The following is a 19,545-nucleotide window of genomic DNA, read 5'->3' as shown; positions in this document are numbered from 1 at the left end:
CGTTCGACTTGCATGTGTTAAGCACGCCGCCAGCGTTCGTCCTGAGCCAGGATCAAACTCTCCGTAAAAAAATTACGACCCCCAACCCCGAAGAGAAGGAGAGTCAAGTTTGACCTCTAGCAAATAAGACATCTTTCCGACCCGAAAGCCGGAAGCTGACATCAATTTCCAAAGGAATCCCAACCCGATCCGAAGATCAAGGCCGGGGTATAAAATTGGCATTGAACATAGTGCACGCTGTTGAGTTCTCAAGAATCGGACACATCCCGCCTCCACACCAGAACGGTGCTTCACAACGGAAGTGATCGAAGATGTTGTTGCTTGCGTCATACGCGTCTTCTCGGTAGACTGGGAGAAGTTTCTTTCTCACTGTCGCCGTGGCAACTTGTATAACTTAGCACATCCGCAGGCCGTGTCAAATCCGGCTTCTTCGCGATGCCGTCACGCTCATAGGCGCTCCGACGTTGCTCGGTTCAGGACCTGAGTCCTGCGCCGGGCGGCGAAGTTGCTGGATCCGAGGAATCCTGCGAAGGCTTTACATCCGTGCGGCAGACCTGCTCCGAAAAGCTGTCTTGCCGAGTGGATGGTCCCGATTGAGGCCGGGACGTAGGAGCTGCTGCTCTTTCCGTTTCCCTGCGGCCTTTGTGGCGACTCGGAATAAGTTACGCAGCGATCGCGGTGCTGTCAAACGACGGGCCGAAATCGCGCATCCCGGGCGTGTCGGGATCAGGGGTCCTCCCCGTCGGCGCCCGGTTCCGCGGGCGGATCCGGGGTCCGAGCCGGCTGCATCGGACCGAGGCGGGCACCCGCGCGGGGATCCGACTCCACCGAGTGGAAGGACCCTCCCCGGAAACGACGAGGAGCGCGCGGCCCGGATCGCTCCGGTACCGCGCGCTCCTCGAGGGGATGCCGGGACTACGCCCCGATGCCGACCGCCTCGGGGGAGACGTCCGCACCGGGAGCCGAGGGCTCGAGCGCCTCGGCGACGCGCTGCGAGAGCGACGAGTCGACGTTCGCCCAGTACTGGAGCACGCGCTGCCGCAGCTCCGGACGGGTGACCTTCGACACGTGGCCGGCGATGTTCGCGACCAGGCGGGCGCGCGCGTCGTCGTCGAGGACCTCGCGGTAGAGCGTCCCCGCCTGACCGAAGTCGTCGTCCTCCGGGTGGAGGGTCGCCGCGGCGCGCGTCAGCTCGCCGTCGGTCTCCCAGCCGGCCGACTCCGCCGCCCGGGCGGGATCGGCGTGGGCGCCGCCCATCGTGTTCGGCGCGTAGACGGGCACCTCGGACTTCTGGAAGTCGAACCGCATGGGGCCGTCCTTCGAGTACGAGTGCACCGGCGACTTCGGCGCATTCACCGGCAGCTGCGCGTGGTTGGTCCCCACGCGGTAGCGGTGCGCGTCGGCGTAGCTGAAGATGCGCGCGAGGAGCATCTTGTCGGGGCTGGCCGCGATCCCGGGCACGAAGTTCGAGGGGGCGAACGCCGCCTGCTCGATCTGCGCGAAGTAGTTCTCGGGGTTCCTGTCGAGCGTCATGGTGCCGACCTGGATCAGCGGGTAGTCCGCGTGGGGCCAGACCTTGGTGAGGTCGAACGGGTTGAACCGATAGCTCTTCGCGTCCTCGTAAGGCATGACCTGCACGGACAGCGTCCACGAGGGGAAGTCGCCGCGGTCGATGGCGGAGGACAGGTCGCGGATGTGGAAGTCCGCGTCCTCACCGGCGATCTGGTCGGCCTGCTCCTGGCTCAGGATCTCGACGCCCTGATCGGTCTTGAAGTGGTACTTGACCCAGAAGCGCTCGCCGGCGGCGTTGATCCACTGGTAGGTGTGCGAGCCGAAGCCGTCCATGTGCCGCCACGAGGAGGGGAGGCCGCGGTCGCCCATGAGCCATGTGACCTGGTGGGCCGACTCGGGCGAGAGGGTCCAGAAGTCCCACTGCATGTCGTGGTCGCGCAGGTGGCTGCCGGGCAGGCGCTTCTGCGAGCGGATGAAGTCGGGGAACTTGATGCCGTCGCGGATGAAGAAGACGGGGGTGTTGTTGCCGACGAGGTCGTAGTTGCCCTCGCTCGTGTAGAACTTCAGCGCGAAGCCGCGGGGGTCGCGCCAGGTGTCGGGCGAGCCCTGCTCGCCGGCGACAGTGGAGAACCGCGCGAGCATCTCGGTCTCGACTCCGGGCTGGAAGAGCGCGGCACGCGTGTAGGCGCTGACGTCGGCGGTGGTGGTGAAGCGTCCGAAGGCTCCGCCGCCCTTGGCGTGGACGACCCGCTCCGGGATGCGCTCGCGGTTGAACTGGGCCAGCTTCTCGACGAGGTAGTGGTCGTGGAGCGCGAGGGGTCCGTCGGCTCCGACGCTCAGCGAGTGGTCGTCACTCGCGACCGGTGCTCCGGAGTTCGTGGTGGTGAATCGTTCCTCGGTCATGTTCCTCCTGTCGGCGAGGGGCACGGGGCCCGCCGCTGCGGTGTAGCGGATGTCGGTCAGTGGGCGAGGGCCAGGCAGTCGGGGCAGGTGCCCCAGAACGTGACGTCGGCGGTGTCCACGGCGAAGCCGCTCGCGGTCTGCGGATGCAGGCACGGCGCCTCCCCGACGACGCAGTCGACGTCGGCCACGGCCCCGCAGCGCCGGCACACCACGTGGTGGTGGTTGTCGCCGACCCGCAGCTCGAACCGGCGGGGGTGGCCCTCCGGCTCGATGCGGCGGACGATCCCGGCGTCGGTGAACGCCGAGAGCACTCCGTAGACGGCCTGCGCCGAGGCCTCGGGGAGGCCCTCGCGCACTCGGGCCAGGACCGCGTCGACCCCGGAGTGCGGGTGCTCCTCGAGAGCGAGGAGCACCGCGCGCCGGGTGGCGGTGACCTTGAGCCCGGAGGCTCGGAGCCGCTCGTCCACTGTCGTCATGCCGAGGACACTACCCGAGTTGTCTTGAGCGGATCAAAACAACGGGCGGCGTGGCGCGCTCGCCCGGGTGAACGGCCGGGAACGCTCCGGCGGCCACGCGGAGGCTCCGATCAGGCGACCGGACCCTCGACCAGCACGACCTGGGCGGAGCGGGCGGCGCCCGCGGAGTCGGTCCACGAGATCGTCACCGACTCCCCGGGCTCGCGCTGCGCGAGCGAGGCGGACAGCTGATCGGCCGAGGCGACGGCGACCCCGTCGACCGCGGTGACGACGTCCCCCGCCTCGAGGCCCGCCTGCGCGGCCGGCCCGCCCTCGACGACTCCGCCGATCACGGCGCCGGACGCGGTGGTCGCGAGCGCGCGCGAAGTCGGCGACGCGGTGCCGGAGGAGAGGGAGACGCCGAGGAAGGCCGGATAGCCGATCTCGACGGTGGCCGTGTCGGCGCCCGCCTCGATGGTGGCCACGATGTCCAGGGCCTTCGAGATCGGGATCGCGAAGCCGGTGATGTCGGCCGTCCCGCTGGAGGCGGCGGTGTCCATCCCCACGACGCGGCCGGCGGAGTCGACGAGCGGGCCGCCGGAGTCGCCGGAGACGATGTCGGCGTCGGTCTGGATCAGCCCGGTCAGCGTCTCGGCGGAGATCCCCGACTCGGAGCGGGTGGTGATCTGCTGATCGAGACCCGTGACCGTGCCGGTGGCGGCGACCAGGTCGCCCGTCCCTCCCGCGTTGCCGACGGCGGTCACGGTGTCGCCCACAGCGACCCCGTCCGTGTCGAGCGAGGCGGGGGTGAGGCCGGAGGCGTCCTCCAGCTGCAGGACGGCGACGTCGTTCGTCGCGTCGGTGCCGACGACGCGGGCGGTGTAGCTGCGGCCCGTCGACTCCACCGTGACCGAGATCGCGGTGGCGCCCTCGACGACGTGGTTGTTGGTGAGGATCATGCCGTCGGAGGTGAGGATCATGCCGGTGCCGGCCGAGCGGGCGCCCTGGTAGGTGAGCTCGGAGGTGATCGTGACGACGCCGGCGGTCTGCGCGGTGCTCGCGGCCACGGCGTCGGTCGCGCCGGTGGCCGGCTCGGAGGCGGAGGAGCCGCCCTGCGTCGAGCCGTACGGGGAGGAGCCGCCCTGCGTCGATCCGCCCCAGGAGGGGACGATCACGTACCCGCCGCCGAAGGATCCGCGCGAGCCGCCGGGGTAGACGATCGTGGTGGCGCCGGCCGAGGCCGAGGAGGCCGCCTCGGTGCGGCCGGCGGTGGCGACTCCGCCTGCTGTCACTCCGATCAGCACGGCGAGGCCGAGGCCGCCGGCGATCAGCGCCCGACGACGACGACGGCGGTCGTCCGCGCGCAGCGCGCGCACCTCGTCGGCGCCCGTCGCCTCGGTGGTGGCGGGCTGGTCGGTGAGCTCTCGCTCGTCGGATTCGTGTCGCTCGTTCATGGTGTCGTCCTCGTGCCGGGGCCGCCCCTGACGGCGACCGGTTCCCATTCCACGCCCGGCCTCCCGGCGCCGCCTGGATGCCGCTTATGCGGTTCCTATGAGCGCCCACCTCCCCGAATGGTTGTAGCGTCAACCAAAAGCGGGTAGCGTCTCCGCGTGACCACCTCCTCCCCCGACCTGCTCGCTCCCGACACCGCGATGGGCGCGGTGACCCTCCGCGTCGCCGACCTCGACGGGATGATCGCCTACTACCGCGACGCCGTGACGCTCGAGCTGCTCTCGCACGACGGACCGGTCGCGGTGCTCGGCCGCGGCGGAGTGCCGGCCGTGATCCTCCAGCACGCGCCCGAGCTGGTGCACGCCTCGCCGCGCAGCGCCGGCCTCTTCCACACGGCGATCCTCTTCGAATCGGAGGCGGCGCTCGCCGCGGCCGTGTACAGCGTCGCGACCCGGCACCCCGGCTCCTTCACCGGCAGCTCCGACCACCTGGTCAGCAAGGCCTTCTACTTCGACGACCCCGAGCACAACGGCGTCGAGCTCTACTGGGACCGCGACCGCACGCAGTGGTCGTGGACGCACGGGCGGATCGAGATGAGCACGCTCTTCCTCGACCCGAACGCGTTCCTGCAGGAGCACCTCACCGAGGAGTCGATCGCGCAGCCGCGCCTCGGCGGCGCCTCCGTCGGCCACGTGCACCTGAGCGTGGGCGACGTCGCCACGGCGAAGGAGTTCTACGTCGACCGGCTCGGCTTCGAGACGACGATCGCGTACGGCGGGCAGGCGCTCTTCGTCTCGGCGGGCGGCTACCACCACCACATGGCGATGAACACCTGGAACTCGGCGGGCGCCGGACGCCGGCAGCAGGCCCTCGGCCTCGGACAGGTGGAGATCGTGGTGCCCGGCGCCGACGATCTCGGCGCGCTCGGCGAGCGGCTGGCCCGCTCCGGAGTCGCCACCCGCGACGACGGCCGCACCCTCGCCTTCGAGGACCCCTGGGCGAACGCGATCCGCGTGACGACCTCCTGAGCGCCGCCGATCGAGGGGACCCCCGCGGGTACGATGGTCGCGCGGAAGACCGCACTCCCCCGAGACTCCGGAGAACACGGTGCCCACGATCGTCGTTGAAGTCATGCCCAAGGCCGAGCTGCTCGACCCGCAGGGGAAGGCCGTCGCCGGCGCGCTCGCGCGACTGGGCCACTCCGCCCTCCACGGCGTGCGGGTGGGCAAGCGCTTCGAGATCACCGTCGACGAGGTGACCGACGAGGTGCGCGCCTCGGTGCAGCGCATCGCCGACGAGATGCTCTCGAACTCGGTGATCGAGGACGTCGTCGGGATCCACTACCCGGCGGAGGCCGCCCGATGAGGATCGGCGTCATCACCTTCCCCGGCTCGCTCGACGACCGCGACGCCCAGCGCGCCGTCCGGTTCGCGGGTGCGGAGCCGGTCGCGCTGTGGCACGGCGACCACGACCTCGACGGCGTCGACGCGATCGTCCTGCCGGGGGGCTTCTCCTACGGCGACTACCTGCGCTGCGGCGCCATCGCCTCCCACTCCCCGATCATGCGCGAGGTCGTCGACGCGGCGAACGCCGGGACCCCGGTCCTCGGCATCTGCAACGGCTTCCAGATGCTCACCGAGGCGCACCTGCTGCCCGGCGGCCTGATCGCGAACGACATCGGATCCTTCGTCTGCCGCGACCAGCGCCTGATGGTCGCGAGCACCGAGACCGCCTGGACGAACGGCTTCGAGCCCGGCCAGGAGATCACGATCCCGCTGAAGAACGGCGAGGGCGGCTACATCGCCTCGGCCGACACGCTGCTCGAGCTCGAGGCGGAGGGACGCGTCGTCGTCCGCTACCTCGGCCACAACCCGAACGGCTCCATGAACGACATCGCCGGCATCAGCAACCGCCGCGGCAATGTGGTGGGGCTCATGCCGCACCCGGAGCACGCCGTCGAGGAGGGCTTCGGGCCCGACACGGCCGCCGCGATGCGCTCGGGTGTGGACGGGCTGACCTTCTTCACGTCGGCGCTGAAGTCGCTGCTCGCCTCCGCCTGACGCATCCGGTCCGGCCGGCTCCGCCCGCCCGCGACGCACGAGACCCCCGGTTCCGGCCGGGGGTCTCGTGCGTGATGGGCGATGTTCGCGGGGCCGCTCAGGGACCGGTCAGGACCTCGGGCTCGGGGGTCATCGAGATGGTGGGGATCGAGGCGGTGATCACGGTGCCGTCGGAGCGGCGGGTGCCCTCGATGTCGGACGTGGTCGGCGCGCCGTGCAGGCGGCGGCCCTGGTGCGTGAGCGGGACGCGCACGGGGCTGCCGGCAGCGACGTGCACGCGCTCGTCGCGGACGGTGATCGCGGCGGAGTCGCCGGTCTCGACCGTCAACAGGACCTCGGTCTGCGTCACCTCGACGCGCACGCGCGTGCCGTGGAGGGTGATGCGGAAGGCGAGGCGGTCCCAGTCGTCGGGCAGGCGCGGGTCGAGCGTGATCCGCCCACCGTGGTCGCGCATCCCGCCGAAGCCGTAGACGAGGGCGCTCCAGACGCCGCCCGTGGAGGCGACGTGGATGCCGTCCGCGGTGTTGCGGTGCAGGTCGGCGAGGTCGACGAACAGCGCGGACAGGAAGTAGTGGCGGGCCAGGTCGCTGTAGCCGACCTCGGCGGCGATGATCGACTGCACGACGGCCGAGAGGGTCGAGTCGCCGGTGGTCAGCGCGTCGTAGTACTCGAAGTCGGCACGCTTCTGCTCGGCGGTGAACTCGTTGCCCTGCAGCAGCAGCGCGAGCACGACGTCGGCCTGCTTGAGCACCTGGAAGCGGTAGATCACCAGCGGGTGGAAGTGCAGCAGCAGCGGGCGCTTGCTCGCGGGGGTGTTCTCGAGGTCCCACAGCTCCTTCTCGAGGAAGGCCGCGTCCTGCGGGTGGATGCCCGCCCGCGCGTCGAAGGGGATGTGCATCTTCTCGGCGGCGCGCGCCCACTCGAGCACCTCGCCCTCGTCGAGAGCGAGGCGGTCGGCCATCCGCTCGTACGCGGCGGGCTCGACGGCCTTCAGCAGCTCGACGGCGCGGGCGGCCGAGCGGAGGTTCGCCCGGGCCATGACGTTCGTGTACAGGTTGTCGTTGACGACGGTCGTGTACTCGTCCGGCCCCGTCACTCCGTGGATGTGGAAGTGGTCGTCGCCGTTGCTGCGCCAGAAGCCCAGATCGGCCCACATCCGCGCGGTCTCGACGAGGATGTCGATCGCTCCGCGGGCGAGGAAGTCGTCGTCGCCCGTGGCACCCACGTACTGCATGAGCGCGTAGGAGATGTCGGCGTCGATGTGGTACTGAGCGGTGCCGGCGGCGTAGTACGCCGACGACTCCTGACCGTTGATGGTGCGCCAGGGGAAGAGCGCGCCGCGCTGGTTGAGCTCGGAGGCGCGCGCCCGGGCGGCCTCGAGCATGTTCTGCCGGAAGCGCAGGGCGTTCCGGGCGACGAGGGGCGCCGTGTAGCTGAGGAACGGGAGGACGTAGACCTCGGTGTCCCAGAAGTAGTGGCCGCCGTAGCCGGAGCCCGAGACGCCCTTGGCCGCGACTCCGCCGCCGTCGGTGCGGGCGGTGGACTGGGCGAGCTGGAAGAGGTTCCAGCGGGTGGCCTGCTGGATCGCGGGCTGGCCGTCCAGCTGCACGTCGGAGCGGGTCCAGAAGTCGTCCAGCCACTCGCGCTGCTTGACGAACTGCTCCTCGACCGGCGTCTCGCGGGCGCGGTCGAGCGTGCGGTCGCAGCGGTCGGCGAGCTCGCGCACGGGCACGCCGCGGGAGGTGTGGTAGGTCAGCGTCTTGACCAGGCGGACCGGCCGGCCGGCCTTGGCCTTCACGCGGTAGACGTGCTTGGCGAGGTCGTCGTCGATCTGGGAGGTCTGGTCCCACTCGTTCTCGGTCTCGAGCTGGTGCTCGGCGCCGCAGGCGACGGTCATCTGGGAGTTGGTGGTCCGGTAGCCGAGGAGGTAGCGGGTGCCGCTGACGCGCTTGAGGCGCGGCTGGAGCACGCGGTCCTCGAACGACTCCGCCTTGCGCGGGTCGAAGCCGGCGCCCTCGCTGCCGGAGGGGGCGTGGTACTCGTCCACGCCGTCCTGGCGGTTGAGGATCTGGCTCGAGATCAGCACGGACGCGTCGTGGTCGAGCATCTCGACCTCGTAGTCGAGGATCGCGAGGTGCCGGTCGGTGAACGAGACCAGGCGGCGCGAGCGGATCAGGACGCGCTTGCCGGAGGGGGTGCGCCACTCCAGCTCGCGGGTGAGCACGCCGTTCGCGAAGTCGAGGCGGCGCGAGTAGGCGAGGACGTCGGCCTCGCTCAGCACGAAGGGCTCGTCGTCGACGTAGAGACGGATGATCTTGGCATCCGGCACGTTGACGATGGTCTGGCCGACGCGGGCGAAGCCGAACGCCTCCTCCGCGTGGCGGATGGGCCAGGTCTCGTGGAACCCGTTGATGAAGGTGCCGTAGGCGTAGCCGTCGCGCCCCTCCTCCACGTTGCCGCGGAGGCCGAGGTAGCCGTTGCCGGTGGCGAAGAGCGTCTCGGTGCGGCCCTGCAGCTCGGAGGCGAACTCGGTCTCGACGAGGGCCCACTCGTCGATCGGGAAGCGGTTCCGGTCGAGCGGGTCGGAGGTGATGGGGTTCATGCGGCGTCCTCGGGGGCGGGAGCGGTGGGGAGGAAGGGGAGCAGCTCGGCCAGGTCGTCCACGACCAGGTCGGCGCCGTGCTCGAGCAGGGTGTCGGCCCCGACTCCGCGGTCGACGCCGACGACGAGGCCGAAGCCGCCCGCGCGGCCTGCCGCGACTCCGGAGTGCGCGTCCTCGAGGACGGCGCACTCGGCGGCCGGGAGGCCGAGGAGCTCGGCCGCGTAGAGGTAGGTGTCGGGCGCGGGCTTGCCGGCGATCGAGCGCTCGGCGGCGAGGAGCCCGTCCACGACGACCTCGAAGCGGTCGCGGAGGCCGGCCGCCTCGAGCACCGGCACGCCGTTGCGGGAGGAGGTGACGACGGCGACCTGCACGCCCGCGGCGATCGCGGCGTCGACGAAGCGGAGCGAGCCCGGGTAGGGAGCGACGCCGGTCTCGGCGAGGGTGCGGTTGAAGGCGTCGTTCTTGCGGTTGCCGAGCCCGCAGACGGTCTCGAGCGACGGGTCGTCCTCGGGCGCGCCCTCGGGGAGGGTGATGCCGCGCGAGGCGAGGAGCGCCCGGACGCCGTCGTACCGCGGGCGTCCGTCGATGTACCGGAAGTAGTCGGCGTCGGTGTAGCCCTCGGCGATCCCGCGCGAGGAGAGGTACTCCGTGAACAGCCGCGACCAGGCCTGCATGTGGACGTCGGCGGTCGGCGTGAGCACGCCGTCGAGGTCGAACAGGAGCGCGCGGACGCCGCGGAGGGCGGAGGCGTCGGGGCGCGTCGGGGATGCAGTCACGGCGGGGAGGACCTCTGATCGGGGGCAGGCGTTCGGCGGTTCCGCCGATGACGGTCGTCCGCCGCGGACTGCAGGTATCGTATACGCCCCCCGGCCGCCGTGTGGAACCGTTTACACGTCCGTCATCTGCGCGCCGCCGGGGGCGTCGATCCGCTCGGGGGCGAGGCGGTGCCGCCCGAGGGGGAGCATCAGCGGGGTGCCCGAGGTCGGGTCGGTGATGATGCGGCTGTCGAGGCCGAACACGGCGAGCACCGTCTCCTCGGTGAGCACCGCGGCCGGGGTGCCGGAGGCGTGCACCGCGCCGTGCGCGATGGCCACGAGGTGGTCGGCGTAGCGGGCGGCCAAGTTGAGGTCGTGCAGCACCATCACCACCGTCGTCCCGCGGGTGCGGTTGAGGTCGACGAGCAGGTCGAGCACCTCGATCTGGTGGCTGACGTCGAGGAAGGTGGTCGGCTCGTCCAGCAGCAGCACGTCGGTCTCCTGCGCGAGTGCCATCGCGATCCAGACGCGCTGGCGCTGCCCGCCGCTGAGCTCGTCGACGGAGCGATCGGCCAGGGCGGCGGTGTCGGTCGCGTCGAGCGCGGTCGCGACGGCCTCGTCGTCGTGCGCGCTCCAGCGGCTCAGCATCCCCTGGTGCGGATGGCGGCCTCGGCCGACGAGATCCGCGACGGTGATGCCCTCCGGGGCGATCGGCGACTGCGGGAGGAGGCCGAGCGTGCGGGCGAGCTGCTTCGCCGGCGTCCGGTGCACGGCCCTGCCGTCGAGCAGCACGGCGCCGGAGCGAGGCGCGAGCAGGCGCGACATCGAGCGCAGGAGCGTCGACTTGCCGCAGGCGTTCGCTCCGACGATCGCGGTGATGCGGCCGGGCGGGACGACGAGGTCGAGGCCGTCGACGACCGTCCGGCCGCCGTAGCCGAGGGTGACCCCCTCGGCCGTCAGGGTGTGCGCGGTGGTCACAGTGAGCCTCCCGCTCTGTTGCTGCGGACGATGAGGTAGACGAGGTACGGCGCCCCGAGGACGCCGGTGACCACTCCGACCGGGTAGCGCAGGCCCAGCCCGAACTGCCCGACGAAGTCGGCGACGAGCACGAGCAGCGCGCCGACGAGGGCCGAGGGGATGAGGAGCGACGCGCCGGGCCCGATCAGGCGGGCGGCGATCGGGCCCGAGAGGAAGGCCACGAACGCGATCGGGCCGGCGGCGGCGGTCGCGAAGGCGATCAGCCCGACCGCCGCGACGATCACGACGAGGCGGGTGGCGTTCACGCGGATGCCGAGCGCGGAGGCGGTGTCGTCGCCGAGCTGCGTGGCGGAGAGGTCGCGCGAGCGCGAGAGCAGGACGGGGGTGAGGACGACGACCGCGGCGAGGACCGGCACGACCTCGCTCCAGCTCGCGCCGTTGAGGCTCCCGGTGAGCCAGCGGGACGCCTCCTGCAGGTCCCACGCCGCGGCCTGCGAGAGCACGTAGGCGGTGAGGGAGTCGAGCATCGCGGCGACCCCGATGCCGATCAGGATCAGCCGGGTGCCGGCGACTCCGCTGCGGTAGGACAGGGCGTAGACGAGCAGGGCGACCACGAGTCCCGCGACGATCGCGAGGGCCGAGACCTGCGCGGCTCCGAGCGAGAGCGTCACGATCGCGAAGGCCGCGGCGGCGCTCGCCCCGGCGCTGATCCCGATGATGTCGGGGCTGGCGAGCGGGTTGCGGAGCATGGTCTGGAAGCTCACTCCGCCGAGCCCGAAGCACAGGCCCACCAGCAGGGCGAGGACGGCGCGCGGGAGGCGGAGGCGCCCGACGGTGAAGCTCGCGCCCGGCACCTGCTCGCCGAGGATCACGCGCAGCACCTCGTCGGGCGAGTAGACGGTCTGGCCGACCAGCAGGGAGACGGCGAGGACGGCCGCGATCAGGACAGCGAGCACGGCGACGACGACCCGGCGGCGGGCCCCGCGGCGGCGGCGGCCGGCCGCGACGGCGCGGGCGGTGGCGGAGGGCGCCTCGAGCAGCGCGGTCACAGCTCGCGCACCTTCTGGCGGCGGACGATCGCGATGAACACCGGGGCGCCGACCAGCGCGGTGACGATGCCCACGTCGATCTCGCTCGGGCGCGCGACGACGCGGCCGACGATGTCCGCCGCGATCAGGAGCACGGCGCCGGTCACCGCCGAGAACGGCAGCAGCCAGCGGTGGTCCACGCCGACGAGGAGGCGGCAGGCGTGCGGGACGACCAGGCCGACGAAGCCGATGGGCCCGGTGACCGCGGTCGTCGCTCCGCAGAGCACGACCGCGCCCAGGGCGGCCCCGCCGCGCGCGAGGGCGACCCGCTCCCCCAGGCCCGCGGCGAGCTCGTCGCCGAGCGCGAGGGTGTTGAGGCTCTTGGCCGAGAGAACGCAGAGGACGAGGCCGGCCAGGAGGAAGGGGAGCACCTGCGCGATGCTCGCGGACGTGGCGCCGCCCACTCCGCCGATCTGCCAGGAGCGGATGCCGCCCGCGATGTCGGCGCGCGGCAGGACGATCGCGCTGATGACCGAGACGAGCGCGGCCGAGGTGGCGGCGCCGGCCAGGGCGAGCTTGAGCGGAGTCGCGCCGCCGCGCCCGAGCGAACCGACCGTGTAGACGAAGACCGCGGCGACCGCGGCCCCGCCGATCGCGACCCAGACGTAGGCGGCGGAGCTCGTCAGCCCGAAGAAGACGATGCCCGTCACGACCGCGAGCGAGGCTCCGGTGTTCACCCCGAGGATGCCGGGGTCGGCCAGCGGATTGCGGGTCACCCCCTGCATCAGCACGCCGGCGACGCCGAGGGCCGCGCCCGCGATCGCGGCGAGCACGGTGCGCGGGATGCGCTTGGCGACCGCGGCCTGCGCGAATCCGTCCGTGGACCCGCCGAACGCGGCGACCACGTCGCTCCACGCCACCTCCCGCGACCCCACCAGCACCGAGACCACGGCGGCGGCGAGCAGCACGGCCACGGCCGCGACCAGCCAGAGGGCGCGCAGCCGCCTCGGGCGGCGCACGGCGGCGACGCCCGAGGCGGCGGGAGGAGCGGCGAGGGTCACGCGGGTCGGGTCCCGGCTCAGGCGGCCGGAGTGCTCTGCGCGGCCTTGGCGGCGGCCTCGTCGAGCAGGTCCAGGTAGTCGTCGAGGACCCACGAGATCGAGAGCGGCGTCGGGTTGGCGGCGGTGCCGAGCGGGGTGGAGGGCAGGCGCACGATGGCGTCGTCGGCGACCGCGGGGATCTGCGAGAGCAGCGGGTCGGCCTTGAGGGTGCTCACGAGCTCGTCGTCGCCGTAGGTGACGATCACGTCGACGTCGCTGAAGGCGTCGGCCTGCTCGGCGCTCTGCGTGAGCGAGAACTTGTCGGTCGCGGCGGAGGCGGTGGCGATGCTGCCCGGGGTGGCCATGCCGAGATCCTCGAAGAACGCGGGGCGGGTGTCGTGCGAGGTGTAGAAGCTGACCTGGCTGAGGTCCGTCGGGTCGACGTGGGTGAGGAACATCGCCGAGGTGCCGGCCAGCTGCGGGTGCGCGGCGACCTTCTCCTCGATCTCGCCCTCGAGCTCGGTGATCAGGGCGGCGCCCTCGTCGGCCCTGCCCATCGCCTCGCTGTTCAGCGTGATCATGTCGCGCCAGGAGGTGCCCCAGGCGGTCTCGGGGTAGGCGACGACGGGGGCGATCTCGCTCAGGGTGTCGTAGTCCTCCTGCGTGAGGCCGGAGTAGGCGGCGAGGATGACGTCCGGGTCGGTGTCCGAGACGGCCTCGAAGTCGATGCCGTCGGTCTCATCGAAGAGGACGGGGGTCTCGGCGCCGAGCTCGTCGAGCTTCTCGCTCACCCAGGGGAGGAGCCCGTCGCCGTCGTCGTCGCCGAAGTTGGCGGCGGCCATGCCCACGGGGACCACGCCCAGCGCGAGCGGGACCTCGTGGTTGGCCCAGTTGACGGTCGCCACGCGCTCGGGCGCCGACTCGATGGTGGTGGTGCCGAGAGCGTGCTCGATCGTGATCGGCGTGAAGCCGCTGTCTGCGGCGGCGTCGTCTCCGGCGGCCGAGCCGCTGCAGCCGGCGAGGCCGATCGTCAGCGCGGTGGCGGCGAGCAGGGCGAGGGGCGTGGTGGCGCGGAGCATGGGTCCCTTTCGAGAGGCTGTGCGGGAGGCGGCGCAGGGTCCGAGTGGACCGGCACTAAGGACAGCCTAACCAAAGAATGTGCGTGCTCTCAGCCCCGATTCCTCGCCTCCCGAGGTCGGAGGCGCCCCGAGGTGCCGCTCGCGGAGCCCGGAGGCGGCCCCGCCACGGCCGCGGACGTCACGCCGTCGCGAGCCTCTCGACGGTGCGCAGGTTCCGGGTCGTCGTGGTGGAGCGGTAGGCGGATCGGGCGAGGATCCGTGCGACCGGCGTGTCCGTCGAGGAGCCGCGCGGGCAGCGCCAGTAGAGGACACCGGCGCCCCGGGCGACGAGCTCGACCGCCGGATCCGGCTCGCCGATCGCGGCCTGCGCGGCGTCGAGCGCCTCCTCGTCCGAGCCGAAGACGACGTACGGATGCGCCTCCTCGTCGATCCGCGGGAACGGGTAGGCGGCGAGCACCGCGGCGAGCGCCTCCTGCGTCACGAGCACGATCCAGGCGTCGTAGCCGAACCGCTCGGCGAGCGCCGCCTCGAGCGCGGGCATCAGCTCGGCGGCCGGGCGGTCGGAGTCGAAGGCCGCGTTGCCGCTCGCGAGGACCGTCCGCACCCGGTCCACGCCGATCCCGGCGACCGTCTCGGCGAGCTCGGCGCTGCGGACGGTGCGGCCGTTGACGTTCACTCCGCGGAGGAGGGCGAGGAACCGGGTCATGCGGCCGACGGTAGCGTGACGGCATGGCGCGCGGAAGCGGACGACGACGACCCCGGCGGACCCTCGAGGAGGAGATCCTGCGGGCGAGCGGGCGCGGACCCGGGGCGAGGACGCGGGCGGAGACCGTCCCTCCCTCCGGACGCCGGCTGGTGGCGCCGCCCGCCTCGGGCACCCTTCTCCACGTCGACGTGGACGCGCTGGTGGCGCTCGCCGCGCGGGAGGACCTGCTGATCGCGCTGGAGCGGCGGATCGGCGAGCACGCGGTGGCCGCGACTCCGGTGCTCTCGTGGTGGTCGGCGACTCCGTCGGTCCCGGGCGAGGAGGAGGAGCGCCGGCTCGACGCGCTCGTGCTGCGGACGGTGGAGCTCGGGGCGGGGCCGGCCGAGGACGTGGACTCGCGGCTGCGGGAGCTGGCGCACGAGGGCGGTCTGGACGAGCTGGGCGCCGCGCTGGCGCTGCTCGCCCGGATCCCGGATCCGCCGGCGGCGTTCCAGGATCCGGACGGGTTCCTGCGCGTGACGGTCCCGGAGTCGCCGTTCGAGCGGCGGCTCGAGGTCCTCGCGGAGGCGCAGGGCCGGGCGGGCGAGCTGCTGGTTCTGCTGCGCGACTGCGCGTTCACCGCGACCCTGCCGCGGCGGCGCTCGGCGATCGCGGCGATGAGCGGGCGGATCAGGGCGGCCGCGGACCCGGGGCGCCTCGACTCCCGGCGGCTGGACGAGCTCGCGGAGGCGGTGGACGCGGCGCTCGAGAAGCGGTGGACCGTGCTCTGACGGCGGTCCGCGTTACGGGCGCGCCCGTCGCGGTGACCGTTCGCGCACCGGTTCAGCCCCCGCGCACCCCGGGTGAATAGGCTGGACGGATGCCTCTCACCGGTCTCGACCTCCGCCGCTTCCCCGCCGCCCTGAACGACGAGGGCGGTCCCGATGCCGCCACCACCGCGTGGGCCACCGCGATCAACGCGGGCTTCCACGAGAAGGAGTTCACGCCGGAGAAGCTGCGCGACTGGGCCGAGCACATGGTCGCCGACCAGCGCGTGCTCACCGCGGTCGTCGACTCCTCCGCCCCCGAGGGGCTCGACGGCGCGGGCGTGCCGGTCGGCACCTACGCGGCGTTCCCCGGGGCCCTGCAGGTCGGCGGCGGACGCGAGCTGCCGGCGCACCTCGTCTCGCAGGTGACCGTGCGGCCCACGCACCGGCGCCGCGGCATCCTGCGCGCGATGATCACCGAGGACCTGCGCCTGGCGAAGGAGGCCGGCACCCCGGTCGCCGCGCTCACGGCGAGCGAGGCCTCCATCTACCGCCGGTTCGGCTTCGGCCGCTCGGCCTTCACCCGCTCGATCCGCGTCGACACCGGGCCGCGCTTCGGCCTGCAGACCGAGCCCGCCGGCCGCGTCGAGGTGGTCGCGACGAGCTGGCTGCAGCCGCGCATCCCCGCGGTGTTCGCCGCGTTCCAGGCGTCGACCCCCGGCTCGCTGACCCGCCAGTCGCGCTACGAGGCGAACTCCGTCGGCACCGCGTCCGGCGAGACCACGCCCGGCCTCGACGTCCGCTCGGCCGTCCACCTCGACGAGGAGGGGACGCTCGACGGCTTCGTGACCTACCGCGCGGTCGGGCCCGAGGACGACAAGACCCTCGAGATCGTCGACCTCGTCGCCCCCGGCGCCGACGCCTATCTCGCGCTCTGGGGCTACCTCGGCGCGGTCGACCTCGCCTCCGCGGTGACCTGGGACATGGCGCCGGTGGACGATCCGCTGACCTGGGCGCTCCGCGACGCGCGCGTGGTGCAGGTGAGCCACGTGGGCGACCTGATCTGGTTGCGGATCCTCGACGTCGCCGCCGCGTTCTCGGCCCGGCCGTGGACCGCTGACGGCTCGGTCGTGGTCGAGGTGGCCGACGGGCTCGGGCTCGCCGACGGCCGCTACCGCCTCACCGCCTCGGGCGGCTCCGCCACCGTGGAGCGCACCGGGGACGAGGCCGAGCTCGCGCTGGACGTGGCCGACCTGGGCTCGCTGCTGCTGGGCTCGGTGCGGCCGTCGATCCTGGCGAAGGCCGGGCTGGCGCGCGTCACGGGCGAGGCGGGGCGGATGGACCGCCTGTTCGCGCCGATCGCGACGCCGTACTGCATCTCGTTCTTCTAGGGGGCACCGCCCGCTCGGCTGCAGCGCCCGCCCGGAGGCGTCCGGCTCCCGCGCCGCCGCCGTCCCGCGCACCTCAGCCGCCGCGGACTGCCAGCCGCCTCCGGGCGTCCGCGCATCCCGCGTCGGTCATGCTGGAGGACCCGTCCCCGACACCGGCAGGAGTTCCGCGTGGGTGTATCCGTGATCGTCGACGTCATCGTCGTGCTGAGCCTCATCGGCGCGCTCGTCGACGGTCTGCGGCGCGGCCTGCTCCGGACCCTCGGCGGTCTCGCCGGGATCGTCGCGGGCGCGATCGGCGCCTCGTTCGCCGTGCCCGCCGTCTCGTCGTGGACGGCCGGCAGCGAGTGGCGCCTGCTCGCCGTGATCGGCACCGCCGTGCTGCTGCTGGGCGTCGGCTACGCGATCGGAGCGACGCTCGGCGCGGTCATCGGCCGCGGAGCCGACCGCGTGAAGCTCGGCCTGCTCGACCGGCTCGCGGGCGGCGTCGCCGGCGTCGCGATCTCCGGCCTGGTCTGGATCGCCGTCACCTCGGCCGTCTCCCTCCTCGGCGTCCCCCTCGTCACGACCTCGGTCGCCGGATCGACGGTCATCCGCACGATCGACGACCTCACCCCCTCCCCCGTCCGCGCCTTCCTCGCCCACCTGCAGTCGACCGTGGTCGACGAGGGCACGTCGTGGGTCGTCGAGGCGCTCGACGCTCCCACCCAGGCGCCCGCGATCCCGGAAGTCTCGACCGACGACCCGGAGGTCGCCGCCGCCACCCGCTCGGTCGTGCGCGTCTCCGGCACGGCCTGGGCCTGTGACGTCGGAGTGACGGGCAGCGGCTTCGTCGTCTCGGACGACCGCGTGATCACCAACGCGCACGTGGTCGGCGGAGTCTCGCAGCCGGTCGTCGAGGCGCCGGGCGAGGCCCCGCGCACCGGCCGCGTCGTCTACCTGGACCCGGCCGCCGACCTCGCCGTGATCGCCGTCGACGGGCTCGACGCCTCCCCGCTCCCGCTCGACGACGCCGTCGCCGCCGGGGACGACGCCGTGGTCGCGGGCTACCCCTTCGGCGGCCCGCTGACCCTCGGCTCGGCCGAGATCTCCTCCGACGCCACGGTCTCGCTGATGGTCGACGGAGCACCGACCTCACGGGAGGTGCTGACCCTCGCCGCCGTCGTCAACCAGGGCAACTCTGGCGGCCCGCTGCTCTCTCTCGAGGGCACCGTGTCGGGCGTCGTCTTCGGCAAGGCCGCCTCCGTCGACAACGTCGGCTACGCCATCCCGCTCTCGGTCCTCACTCCCGTGGTCGAGCAGGCCGCCTCGCTGACGGATGCCGTCGATCCGGGGGCCTGCCGCTCGAAGTGAGCGGTCACGGCAGCGGTCCGTCGACCAGCACGAGGGTGAGGTCGTCGAGCCGCACCGTCTCGGGCCGCGCCGACTCGAGGTAGGCGGACACGCGCGGATCGACGGGGAAGCGCGCCGACCGCTCGATCGCGATGGCGACGATCCCTGCGGACGACGGATCGGTCGTCACCCGGTCGCCGATGTAGGGCACGTAGACGCCCGAGGACATGCCCTGCGCGAGGACCAGGCCGCCGTCGAGGCCGCGCTTGCGCAGCGCGTCGGCCACCCGCGCGATCCCGGTCGGCCGCTCCTGGGCGATCCCCGCCGAGGTGGCGATCGCGATCACGAGGGAGGCGGCCAGCAGCACCGCGCCGGCGCCGCGGGCGAGGGGCGCGGGCAGCACGATCCCGCCGCGCAGCGCCTCCGCGATGCCGATGCCCGCCAGCGCGCAGAGGAGCCACGCCCACGCCGCGTAGTAGTGCGGCAGCGCGACCGAGCTGATCGCCAGGTGGAACACGAGGAGGAGCAGCGTCGCGGCGCCCAGGTAGAGCACCAGCGCGCGGCGCCGCGGAGCGAGCAGGGCCAGCAGGGTCCCGAGGAGCAGCACGGCGAGCGCCGCCGGCCCGATGCCGACGACCATGAACCAGAGGTTCGCCCACCACGGAGGGAAGACGTACGCGGTCCCGGCGACCTCGATCAGGTGGCCGTCGGCGTTGTGCTCGGACTGGAACTCGAGCAGATACCGGACCGCCTCGACCGGGTGCACCGGCAGGTAGGCGAGCACCCCGGTGACGACGAACGCGACGGAGAGGGCGAGGCCGCCCCGCAGAGCCCGGGCCCTGCTCCCCGACCACAGCAGCGGCAGCAGGAGCACGGGCGCGAGGACCGCGGTGGTCAGCTTCGAGGTGACCGACAGCGCCAGCAGCGCACCGGCCAGTGCGATCAGCCAGCCGCTCCGCCTGCCCGGGGAGGCGCGCGACCAGGTCCACGCCGCCGCCATCGCCGCGACGGCGAAGAGCACCATGAACGGCTCCAGGAGCGCGAGGCGGTCGATCCGGGTGCCGGCTCCCACGGCGGTGCGCGGGAGGAGGAGGAACAGGCCGGCCGGGACGAGCGCGAGCGTCGGGCCGAGCTCGCGCCGGAACCAGAGCCAGAGCACCAGCCCGGTGAGGAACGCGGCCGCGCCGGCGGCGATCCTGCCCGCGAGCAGCCCCTCGCCGAGCAGCACCTGCGCGAGCCCGATCAGGTACTTCGCCGTCGGCGGATGCTCGAGGTTCGCGCTCACGTCGCCGTGCAGGTAGTCCCACCCCGCGGCGAGGTACACGGGCTCGTCCGACGAGATGTTCGCCGCTCCGAGGTTCCCGAAGCACTGGTAGAGCCCCCACAGCACGGTCCCGATCAGAGCCGCCCGCTTCACCCGCCCGATCCTAGGCGCCGCTGCCCGCACCGCTCCACCGGAGGGCCCGGGCCCCGGCGACCGCGGCGGGTAGGATCGACGCGCATCCCGTC

At 72.7% G+C, this 19,545-nt stretch carries 17 protein-coding genes and 1 rRNA gene; 6 read left to right on the top strand and 12 right to left on the bottom strand.

Annotation, left to right across the window (positions count from 1 at the left end; genetic code table 11):
• From C5C35_RS04505 to C5C35_RS04490, 4 genes are all read right to left on the bottom strand, one after another.
• Positions 1-68, bottom strand: a 16S ribosomal RNA gene (locus C5C35_RS04505); the annotation flags it as partial.
• Positions 69-915: 847 nt separating this feature from the next.
• Positions 916-2,415: a catalase gene (locus C5C35_RS04500; RefSeq protein WP_104222734.1), complete on the bottom strand. Its 1,500-nt coding sequence runs from the start codon at positions 2,413-2,415 to the stop codon at positions 916-918.
• Positions 2,416-2,471: 56 nt separating this feature from the next.
• Positions 2,472-2,891, bottom strand: a complete 420-nt coding sequence (locus tag C5C35_RS04495; RefSeq protein WP_104222735.1) for a Fur family transcriptional regulator — start codon at positions 2,889-2,891, stop codon at positions 2,472-2,474.
• Positions 2,892-3,001: 110 nt separating this feature from the next.
• Positions 3,002-4,324: a S1C family serine protease gene (locus C5C35_RS04490; RefSeq protein WP_104262645.1), complete on the bottom strand. Its 1,323-nt coding sequence runs from the start codon at positions 4,322-4,324 to the stop codon at positions 3,002-3,004.
• Positions 4,325-4,522: 198 nt separating this feature from the next.
• Here C5C35_RS04490 and C5C35_RS04485 point away from each other — a divergent pair, with 198 nt between their 5' ends.
• The 3 genes from C5C35_RS04485 to purQ all read left to right on the top strand — a co-directional run bounded on the left by C5C35_RS04485 (position 4,523) and on the right by purQ (position 6,382).
• Complete coding sequence (locus tag C5C35_RS04485) at positions 4,523-5,350, top strand: VOC family protein (RefSeq protein ID WP_104239376.1); 828 nt, start codon at positions 4,523-4,525, stop codon at positions 5,348-5,350.
• A gap of 79 nt (positions 5,351-5,429) precedes the next feature.
• Entirely contained in the window at positions 5,430-5,687 is a 258-nt protein-coding gene (purS, locus tag C5C35_RS04480) for a phosphoribosylformylglycinamidine synthase subunit PurS (RefSeq protein ID WP_104222736.1), read from the top strand.
• Positions 5,684-6,382 (top strand): phosphoribosylformylglycinamidine synthase subunit PurQ, encoded by a 699-nt coding sequence (purQ, locus tag C5C35_RS04475; protein ID WP_104222737.1) that lies wholly within the window; start codon positions 5,684-5,686, stop codon positions 6,380-6,382. The genes purS and purQ overlap by 4 nt, the downstream gene beginning before the upstream one ends.
• A 97-nt stretch (positions 6,383-6,479) precedes the next feature.
• Here the strand turns inward: purQ and C5C35_RS04470 are convergent, their stop codons facing one another.
• From C5C35_RS04470 to C5C35_RS04440, 7 genes are all read right to left on the bottom strand, one after another.
• Positions 6,480-8,984 (bottom strand): glycoside hydrolase family 65 protein, encoded by a 2,505-nt coding sequence (locus tag C5C35_RS04470; protein WP_104222738.1) that lies wholly within the window; start codon positions 8,982-8,984, stop codon positions 6,480-6,482.
• Positions 8,981-9,760, bottom strand: a complete 780-nt coding sequence (locus tag C5C35_RS04465; RefSeq protein ID WP_104222739.1) for an HAD family phosphatase — start codon at positions 9,758-9,760, stop codon at positions 8,981-8,983. The genes C5C35_RS04470 and C5C35_RS04465 overlap by 4 nt, the downstream gene beginning before the upstream one ends.
• A 111-nt stretch (positions 9,761-9,871) precedes the next feature.
• Positions 9,872-10,717: an ABC transporter ATP-binding protein gene (locus C5C35_RS04460; protein ID WP_104262644.1), complete on the bottom strand. Its 846-nt coding sequence runs from the start codon at positions 10,715-10,717 to the stop codon at positions 9,872-9,874.
• Positions 10,714-11,766: an iron chelate uptake ABC transporter family permease subunit gene (locus C5C35_RS04455; RefSeq protein ID WP_258063477.1), complete on the bottom strand. Its 1,053-nt coding sequence runs from the start codon at positions 11,764-11,766 to the stop codon at positions 10,714-10,716. The genes C5C35_RS04460 and C5C35_RS04455 overlap by 4 nt, the downstream gene beginning before the upstream one ends.
• Positions 11,763-12,806, bottom strand: a complete 1,044-nt coding sequence (locus tag C5C35_RS04450) for an iron ABC transporter permease (RefSeq protein ID WP_104234258.1) — start codon at positions 12,804-12,806, stop codon at positions 11,763-11,765. The genes C5C35_RS04455 and C5C35_RS04450 overlap by 4 nt, the downstream gene beginning before the upstream one ends.
• Before the next feature lie 17 nt (positions 12,807-12,823).
• Positions 12,824-13,864, bottom strand: a complete 1,041-nt coding sequence (locus C5C35_RS04445) for an iron-siderophore ABC transporter substrate-binding protein (RefSeq protein WP_104262643.1) — start codon at positions 13,862-13,864, stop codon at positions 12,824-12,826.
• A gap of 178 nt (positions 13,865-14,042) precedes the next feature.
• Positions 14,043-14,570, bottom strand: coding sequence for a DUF1697 domain-containing protein (locus C5C35_RS04440; protein WP_104262642.1), 528 nt, complete (start codon positions 14,568-14,570; stop codon positions 14,043-14,045).
• A gap of 23 nt (positions 14,571-14,593) precedes the next feature.
• Between C5C35_RS04440 and C5C35_RS04435 the strand changes: the two genes are divergently transcribed.
• The 3 genes from C5C35_RS04435 (at position 14,594) to C5C35_RS04425 (ending at position 18,057) form a co-directional block, all read left to right on the top strand.
• Positions 14,594-15,340, top strand: coding sequence for a DUF2254 family protein (locus C5C35_RS04435; protein ID WP_104262641.1), 747 nt, complete (start codon positions 14,594-14,596; stop codon positions 15,338-15,340).
• Positions 15,341-15,429: 89 nt separating this feature from the next.
• Positions 15,430-16,707, top strand: coding sequence for a GNAT family N-acetyltransferase (locus tag C5C35_RS04430; protein ID WP_104262640.1), 1,278 nt, complete (start codon positions 15,430-15,432; stop codon positions 16,705-16,707).
• 168 nt (positions 16,708-16,875) lie between these two features.
• A complete protein-coding gene (locus tag C5C35_RS04425) occupies positions 16,876-18,057 on the top strand; it encodes a MarP family serine protease (protein WP_104262639.1) in 1,182 nt (393 codons plus the stop codon).
• Positions 18,058-18,061: 4 nt separating this feature from the next.
• Here the strand turns inward: C5C35_RS04425 and C5C35_RS04420 are convergent, their stop codons facing one another.
• On the bottom strand, positions 18,062-19,453 hold the full coding sequence (locus tag C5C35_RS04420; protein WP_181134109.1) for a glycosyltransferase family 39 protein: 1,392 nt from the start codon (positions 19,451-19,453) through the stop codon (positions 18,062-18,064).
• Between the last annotated feature and the right edge of the window lie 92 nt (positions 19,454-19,545).

Source organism: Rathayibacter sp. AY1F8 (assembly GCF_002932165.1).
Lineage (GTDB): Bacteria > Actinomycetota > Actinomycetes > Actinomycetales > Microbacteriaceae > Rathayibacter.
Note: the sequence above shows the minus strand (reverse complement) of the source record. Positions and strands in the feature narration are given on the sequence as shown.

Bases quoted from the DNA above. Each gene is read 5' to 3' on its own strand.
- C5C35_RS04485 (WP_104239376.1), top strand. From the start codon at position 4,523: ATGGGCGCGGTGACCCTCCGCGTCGCCGACCTCGACGGGATGATCGCC.
- C5C35_RS04490 (WP_104262645.1), bottom strand. From the start codon at position 4,324: ATGAACGAGCGACACGAATCCGACGAGCGAGAGCTCACCGACCAGCCC.
- C5C35_RS04470 (WP_104222738.1), bottom strand. From the start codon at position 8,984: ATGAACCCCATCACCTCCGACCCGCTCGACCGGAACCGCTTCCCGATC.
- C5C35_RS04430 (WP_104262640.1), top strand. From the start codon at position 15,430: ATGCCTCTCACCGGTCTCGACCTCCGCCGCTTCCCCGCCGCCCTGAAC.
- C5C35_RS04445 (WP_104262643.1), bottom strand. From the start codon at position 13,864: ATGCTCCGCGCCACCACGCCCCTCGCCCTGCTCGCCGCCACCGCGCTG.
- C5C35_RS04500 (WP_104222734.1), bottom strand. From the start codon at position 2,415: ATGACCGAGGAACGATTCACCACCACGAACTCCGGAGCACCGGTCGCG.
- C5C35_RS04440 (WP_104262642.1), bottom strand. From the start codon at position 14,570: ATGACCCGGTTCCTCGCCCTCCTCCGCGGAGTGAACGTCAACGGCCGC.
- C5C35_RS04435 (WP_104262641.1), top strand. From the start codon at position 14,594: ATGGCGCGCGGAAGCGGACGACGACGACCCCGGCGGACCCTCGAGGAG.
- purQ (WP_104222737.1), top strand. From the start codon at position 5,684: ATGAGGATCGGCGTCATCACCTTCCCCGGCTCGCTCGACGACCGCGAC.
- C5C35_RS04495 (WP_104222735.1), bottom strand. From the start codon at position 2,891: ATGACGACAGTGGACGAGCGGCTCCGAGCCTCCGGGCTCAAGGTCACC.